General features: G+C 74.1%; 5 protein-coding genes. 3 read left to right on the top strand and 2 right to left on the bottom strand.

The genetic code is table 11. From position 1 onward, the window contains the following. Together ABD844_RS04260 and ABD844_RS04255 are read left to right on the top strand one after the other, a co-directional pair. Positions 1 to 1,113 (top strand): ABC transporter permease (locus tag ABD844_RS04260; protein ID WP_344873152.1); only part of this gene is annotated, 1,113 nt, incomplete at its 5' end. Between the two features lie 163 nt (positions 1,114 to 1,276). After that, positions 1,277 to 3,304: an MMPL family transporter gene (locus ABD844_RS04255; protein ID WP_344873150.1), complete on the top strand. Its 2,028-nt coding sequence runs from the start codon at positions 1,277 to 1,279 to the stop codon at positions 3,302 to 3,304. Here the strand turns inward: ABD844_RS04255 and ABD844_RS04250 are convergent. After that, positions 3,273 to 4,874, bottom strand: coding sequence for a wax ester/triacylglycerol synthase domain-containing protein (locus tag ABD844_RS04250; RefSeq protein WP_344873148.1), 1,602 nt, complete (start codon positions 4,872 to 4,874; stop codon positions 3,273 to 3,275). The two genes, ABD844_RS04255 and ABD844_RS04250, sit on opposite strands and share 32 nt — an antisense overlap. Positions 4,875 to 5,051: 177 nt before the next feature. Here ABD844_RS04250 and ABD844_RS04245 point away from each other — a divergent pair, with 177 nt between their 5' ends. Beyond that, positions 5,052 to 5,864, top strand: coding sequence for a phosphatase PAP2 family protein (locus ABD844_RS04245; protein WP_344873146.1), 813 nt, complete (start codon positions 5,052 to 5,054; stop codon positions 5,862 to 5,864). Here the strand turns inward: ABD844_RS04245 and ABD844_RS04240 are convergent. Continuing rightward, positions 5,824 to 6,533, bottom strand: a 710-nt coding sequence (locus ABD844_RS04240; RefSeq protein WP_344873144.1) for an NAD-dependent epimerase/dehydratase family protein, incomplete at its 5' end; no start/stop codon positions are given. The two genes, ABD844_RS04245 and ABD844_RS04240, sit on opposite strands and share 41 nt — an antisense overlap.

The raw sequence follows: 6,533 nt of genomic DNA, 5'->3' as shown, positions 1-6,533 counted from the left end.
GTCAGCCTGGGGCTGGGGCTGCCGTTCGCGCGGCCGGGCCGGGCCGCGCTGACGATGGCGGCCGTCGTGCTCGGCGCCGCCACCGTGACGCTGGCGACCGGCCTGACCGGCACGATGACCGCGTACGGGGCCGCGGCCCAGCGCGTCGGCCACGTCGACACCGTGGTCCACGTGGGTCAGCCGCGCTCACGGCAGACCGCGCCCCGGCACGGCGACGCCGAGATCGAGGCGCTCCTGCGCGCCCTGCCCGGCACCCGGTACGTGACCGCCGACGCCTGGATCGACCTCCACCTCACCGGCTACCCGGAGCCGATCAGGGGCAGGTTCCTGCGCGGGGACTCGGCGACGCTGGGCGAGACCGTCGTCGCGGGCCGCTGGCTGCGCGGGCCGGGTGAAGCCGTGGTGACCTCGGCGTTCCTCGGCAGGCACGGCCTGGCGGTGGGCGACCGGATCTCGCTCTCCCTGGGCGCGGGACGGGCCCTCGCCACGGTGGTCGGCGTCACCATGGACGGCTCCCCCGACCTCGTCCACGCCGACTGGCATACGCTGACGACGCTCGCGCCCGGCACGAAAGCCAACCAGTACGAGGTCCGCCTCTCCCCCGGCACCGGCGTCGACTCCTACCACGCCGCCGTCAGAGCGGCCGACCCCGGCCTCTACCCGGCCGCCAAGAGCCGGAGCGACGAGACCGCTTTGGCCGTGACCGGCTTCGCGACCGTGCTCACGGTGCTGCTGGCCGCGGTCTCCGCGCTGGGCGTGTTCAACACCGTCGTGCTCGACACCCGGGAGCGGCGCAGGGACATCGGCGTGCTGAAGTCCATCGGGATGACGCCGCGGCAGGTCACGGTGATGATGGTGACGTCGATGGCGGCGGTGGGCGCGGCGGGCGGGCTGCTCGGGATCCCGATCGGGGTGGCGGCGCACCGCCTGATCGTCCCCGCCATGGCCGACGCGGCGGACCTGATGCTGCCCGCGTTCATGCTGGACGTCTGGCGGCTGCCGATGCTCGCGCTGCTGATGCCGGCGGGGGTGCTGATCGCGGTGCTGGGCGCGTACGTGCCCGCCCGCTCGCCGGCCCGGCTCACGATCGCGCGCGTCCTGCACAACGAGTGAACGGCCCTCGCTCGCACATTCGGCGGGACTGGGCATCGGGGTATTAATGGGCTTGATGACGCAAATATGAGACACCTGCATAAACTTGTTTAAGCGGGATCGGGAATTTAGGGTCTACGTGCCGGCCGGCACTTTCACACAAAGGCCGGGGGTGGGCGGGCAGTTGTCGGTTCTGTTTGGTTCGGCGGTCGCGCGGAGAATCGCGGCGGGCGTGGTGTTCGGGTGGGTGGCGCTCACCGTGGCGGCCGTGCTCGCGAGCGGTCCCCTCGACGACGTACGCATCACCAGCGGCACCTCCATGCTGGCCAGAGACGCCGAATCGGCCCGCGTCCTCGACCTGCTGGCCGAACAGTCCGGCCGGGTGGTGCCCGCGCTGGTCGTCTACGAGCGCTCAGGGCCGCTCCAGCCCGGTGACCTCAAGGCGGCCCGCCGCGACCTGCGGCAGTTCACCACCGTCCCCGACGTGGTGGGCACCGCCTCCGCTCCCGTGCCCAGCGCCGACGGGCAGGCGTTGCAGGTGACGGTGCTGCTGTCCGGCAAGCCTGGCGTGCTCATCAGCCCGCTGGTCGAACGGCTGCGCCAGATCGCCGCCGAGGGCAGCCCGCCGGGGCTGGTCAGCCACGTGGGCGGCGCGGGCGGGGCCGCCGCCGACTACGTCGACTCCTTCCGCCGGGTCGACGGCACGCTCCTGGCGCTCAGCGTGGGCGTGGTCTTCCTGGTCCTGGTGGCCGTCTACCGCAGCCCGGTCCTGTGGGTGATCCCCATGCTGGCCGTGGTGGTGGCCTACCTCTGCTCGGCCGCCGCCGTCTACGCGCTGGCGCGCTCGGGGCTGATGACGTTGCGCGCGGCCACGCCCGAGGTGTTCACGGTGCTGGTGTTCGGCGTGGCCACCGACTACGCGCTGCTGCTCGTGGCCCGCTACCGCGAGCGGCTGCGGACGACGGCCGACGCGGCGCAGGCGCTGAAAGACTCGCTGCCGGGCGGCCTGCGCACAGTCGTCGCCTCCGCGCTCACCGTCGCGGGCGGCGTCGGCTGCCTCGTGGTGGCCGACACCAACGCGCTGCGCTCGATCGGCGCGGCGGCCGCCGTCGGGATCCTGATCACGATGGCGGTGATGGTGACGTTGCTGCCCGCCCTGATGCTGCTGGGCGGGCGGTGGGCCTTCTGGCCGAGCACGCCGCTCCCCGGCGAGACGGCCCGCGACGGGCTGTGGCGGGGCGTGGCGGGGTTCGTCGGGCGGCGTCCCCGGGCCTCGTGGGCGGGCTCGGCCCTGCTGCTCGTCCTGTCGTGCGTGGGGCTGACCACGCTCGACGCCTCCGGCATCCCGCCGTCGGCGCTCTTCACGATGCGTACCGACTCGGTGGCCGGCTACGACGCGCTGCGGCGGCACTATCCGGCCAGCGCCCCGGTGGTGGTGCTGGCCAGGCAGGACGTGGGTGCCGCCGTGGCGCGGGCCGTGCGGCGGGCCGAGGGGGTGGTGTCGGTGCGGCCCGGCCCGCCCGCGCCGTGGCGGACGTACGACGTGGTGCTGGCCGCCGAGCCCAACACGCCCGACGCCCAGCGGCTGGTGGAGGGCCTGCGCCACGACGTGCGCGCCGTCGCCGGGGGCGCGGTGCTGCTCGGCGGGTTCACCAGCGAGCTGCTCGACGTCCGCGACGCCGCCCTCGACGACGCCATTCTCGTCGTGCCGCTGATCCTGCTGGTCGTGGGGCTGATCCTGGTGGTGCTGCTGCGCTCGCTGGTGGCGCCGCTGCTGCTGATGGGCACGGTCGTGCTGTCGTTCGCCGCCACGCTGGGGTTGTGCTCGGCCGTGTTCACCCAGTTCCTGGGCTATCCCGTCATCGACGCGTCGTTCGCGCTCTACGCGTTCGTCTTCCTCGTCGCCTTCGGCATCGACTACAACATCTTCCTGATGGCCCGGGTGCGGGAGGAGGCGATGCGGCTCGACACGCGGGAGGCCACGCTGCACGCGCTGCGGGCGACGGGCGGGGTGATCACGGCCGCCGGGGTCGTGCTGGCGGCGGCGTTCTTCGTGCTGACCGTGCTGCCGCTGGTGCCGGTCGTCCAGCTCGGGCTGCTGGTGGCGGTCGGGGTGGTCATCGACACGGTGGTGGTGCGCTCGTTCCTGGTGCCGGCCCTCGCGCATCACCTGGGGCGGTTCATCTGGTGGCCTGCGCGTGCAGCTCCGTGAGCTCCTTGCGCAGGAGGCCGAGCAGCTCTTCGGAACGTGACACCCGGGGGTCGAACACCGCCGAGAACGTCACCGACGGCCCCGCGGGCACGATCACCACCATCCCGGCGAGCCCGGGCGGCAGCCCCGGCACCGCGAACACCTCGCCCTGCGCGGCCAGCTCCTTCGGCAGGGGGACTGCGGTCACGCTGAGCCGGCTCGGCGTGGCCTTCCTGAACAGCGGTGACAGGAGCCGCAGCAGCGGCACCGCGAGCCCGGCGGGCAGGTCGTAGAGCGTACAGGCGGCCTGGCGGGCGTGCCCGATCCGCTTGATCGTGGTCTGCTCGGCCACCCGGGCCAGCCGGGCCAGCGGGGACGGTTCGGCGCAGGGCAGGGCCATGGGCAGCAGGCCGGTGTGGTTGCCCAGGCCGGTGTGCTGCCGGTGCCCGCACAGCCCGACCGGCAAGGCGACCACCGGCTCACCGGGGTTGGCGAGGTCGGCAGGATGGGCTGCGTGGGTGGGGTGGGCCGTGCGGGCGGGGTTGGCAGGATCGGCAGGGCCGGCGGGCCAGGCGGACAGGTTCCAGGCGGGCGGGTTGCATGTGGGCGAGTGGCATGTGGGCGAGTTCCAGGCGCGCAGGGCACCGGCCACCAGGGCGAGGCCGATCTGCGCGACGCTGGCGCCGGTCGCGCGGGCGATGGCGTGGAACGGCCCGAGGTCGAGGCTGACGACCTCCAGCCGCAGATCCCCCGCCGCCCTGTCACCCAGGCTGTCGCTCACCCCGTCACACGCCCTGCCACCCGCCCCGTCGCGCCCCCTGCCGCCCGCCCCGTCATGCACCTTGCCGCCCGCCCCATCACACGCACCGTCGCGCGCACCGTCGCGCGCACCGTCGCGCGCACCGTCGCATGCCCCATCACACGCGCCGTCGCAGGCGCTCCCGCGCGCACCGTCACGGGCGCTCTCGCGCGCGCCGTCACAGGCGCTGTCGCGCGCCGTGAACCAGGGTGGTGAGGCTGCCGCCAGTCGCCGCAGGTCGGCCAGTGCCCGGCGGGCCGGCCCCGGCGACCTCCAGTACGCCGCCCCGCCCCCGGGCGCGGGCAGCGTCTCCCCGCCCAGCAGCGCCCGCGCCGCGCCCGCGATCCCCATCCCGTCCTGGAACACGTGGTGCGCCCGGTAGCACAGCACGTGCTCCGGCCAGGAGTCCGCGTGCAGCACCATGAGGCTCCACAGCGGCCGGTCCCACGACAGGGGCCGGACCCGCATGGCCTCCAGCACCGCCTGGTGCACCCCGGCCCCCGGCGGCAGCCGGTGGAACTCGACGTGGCAGGCGGGATCGAAGCCGGGATCCGGCTCCCACCGCGCCCACCGCCCCCTCCCGGCCAGCCGGTAGCCGAGCGCGGGGGCCTGCACGCGCACCCGCTCCGCCACCAGCTCGCACAGCTCCTCGGGCGTCGGCGGCGGGCCGGGCCTGCGCACCGCGACCCCGTAGTGCATGCGGGAGTCGTGAACGGCCCCCGCCCCGAGCCGGATCGCATAATGGTCGCCGAACGTCAGGGGAATCGCACCGCCGCCGAATTCACCGTTCATCCTCGCCCACGTTATCTTCCCGCTATCCGCCGGTCGAACGGGAACGCGTACGCCGGGGGCGCGGCTATATTGGGCCGCCGGCGGAACGGCGGCGAATACGTGCGGGGTATGGTGGAATTTCGCAAGGTTGAAATAATATTGCTGGCCTATTTCGGTCTTATGGCGATTATCGGGGTCGTGTCATGGTTTGCACCCAGGGCCGACCACCGCCTGCCCGACCGGCCCGCGCTGCTCGCCGGATACGTCCTCGCCGCCCTGCTCCTGCTCGCCCTCGCCCGCGCCGCGCAACGGTTCCCCGGCCACCGGGCGGTCTCGTTCCTGCGCTTCGCCGCGCCGCTGCTCGTGCTCCCGCTCGCGTACGGCGCCGCCGCCCGCACGGCCACCGTCCTGCACGGACGCTTCGTCGACGACGCCGTGCACGCCTGGGAGCGGGCGACGTTCGGCTTCGCGCCCAACGCGGCCGTCGCCGCCCTGGGCACGCCGCTGGTGACCGAGGTGCTGACGCTCTGCTACTTCTCCTTCTACGGCTGCTTCCTGATCCCCGTCATCCTGTACGCGCGCGGGCGACGTCCCCTGGCCGAGCGGTACCTGTTCGTCGCGGTGACCGCGCTGCTGATCTGCTATGTCGGGTTCATGGCCGTCCCGCTGGCCGGACCGGCGCTGGCCGCACCCGAGTCGTTCGCCGCCCACCGGCCCTACGGCTACCTGATCACCGCCGTGCAGAACGAGATCATGGCCGCCTTCGACCCGCCCGGCGCCTGCTTCCCGTCAGCCCACGTGGCCGGCGCCTGGATCACGCTGCTCTGCCTGCGCCGCCACGTCTCCAGGAACGTCCGCCTGCTGCTGTGGACGCTGACCGCGGGGCTGACGGTGGCCGTCGTGTACGACTGGTACCACTACCTCGTGGACGCGATCGCCGGGCTGGCGGTGGCGCTGGCCGTGCACGCCCTCACCGAACGGTACGCAGCGCGGCTTCGAACCCCTGCCTGAGCGTGGTCGCGGGCGCGAACCCCAGCTCGCGTACGGCGTCGTCGGGCACACAGGTCCAGTCGGCCCGGCGCATCTCGCGCGCCTTGTCCCGGTTGAGCACCGGCACCGCCCCGGCGGCCAGCTCGGCGGCGAACTCGGCCACGGCCGCCACGGCGCCCACAACGGGCACCGGCAGCGGCAGCACGAGCGGCTCGCGGCAACCGGCGGCCCCCGCGAGGGCGCGGCAGATGTCGGCCCACTCGTAGGCGTTGCCGTCGCTGATCGGATATGTCCCGGCGCGGGTGTCATCGGGCCGCAGCACGGGGCCGCGCTCGGCGGCGGCCAGCAGGGCGGCGCACAGGTCGTCGACGTAGACCAGGCCGTAGCGGCGGGGGCCGTACCCGGGCTTGACGACCAGGCCGCGCCGCACCATGGGCAGCAGCGACGGGAGCAGCGCGGGCTCCCCCGGGCCGTAGACGATGGCGGGGCGCACGATGACCGAGGGGACCCGGCCCGCGTGGTCCCTGACGATCTGCTCGCCTTCGCGTTTGCTGGCGCCGTACAGGGAGATCGCCGGACCGGCGGCCAGCGACGAGCACAGCACCAGGCGCGGCGGGCGGCGCTGCGCGGCCAGGGCGCGCACCAGCCGGGCCACGCCGTCGCGGTTGACCGCGCGGAACCCGGCGGGGC

This window comes from Nonomuraea antimicrobica (assembly GCF_039536965.1).
Classification (GTDB): Bacteria; Actinomycetota; Actinomycetes; order Streptosporangiales; family Streptosporangiaceae; genus Nonomuraea; species Nonomuraea antimicrobica.
The sequence above is the reverse complement of the archived record's forward strand: the minus strand, read 5'-3'. Positions and strand labels throughout refer to the sequence as shown.

Coding starts and splice junctions, on each gene's coding strand:
- ABD844_RS04250 (WP_344873148.1), bottom strand. CDS start 4,874: ATGAACGGTGAATTCGGCGGCGGTGCGATTCCCCTGACGTTCGGCGAC.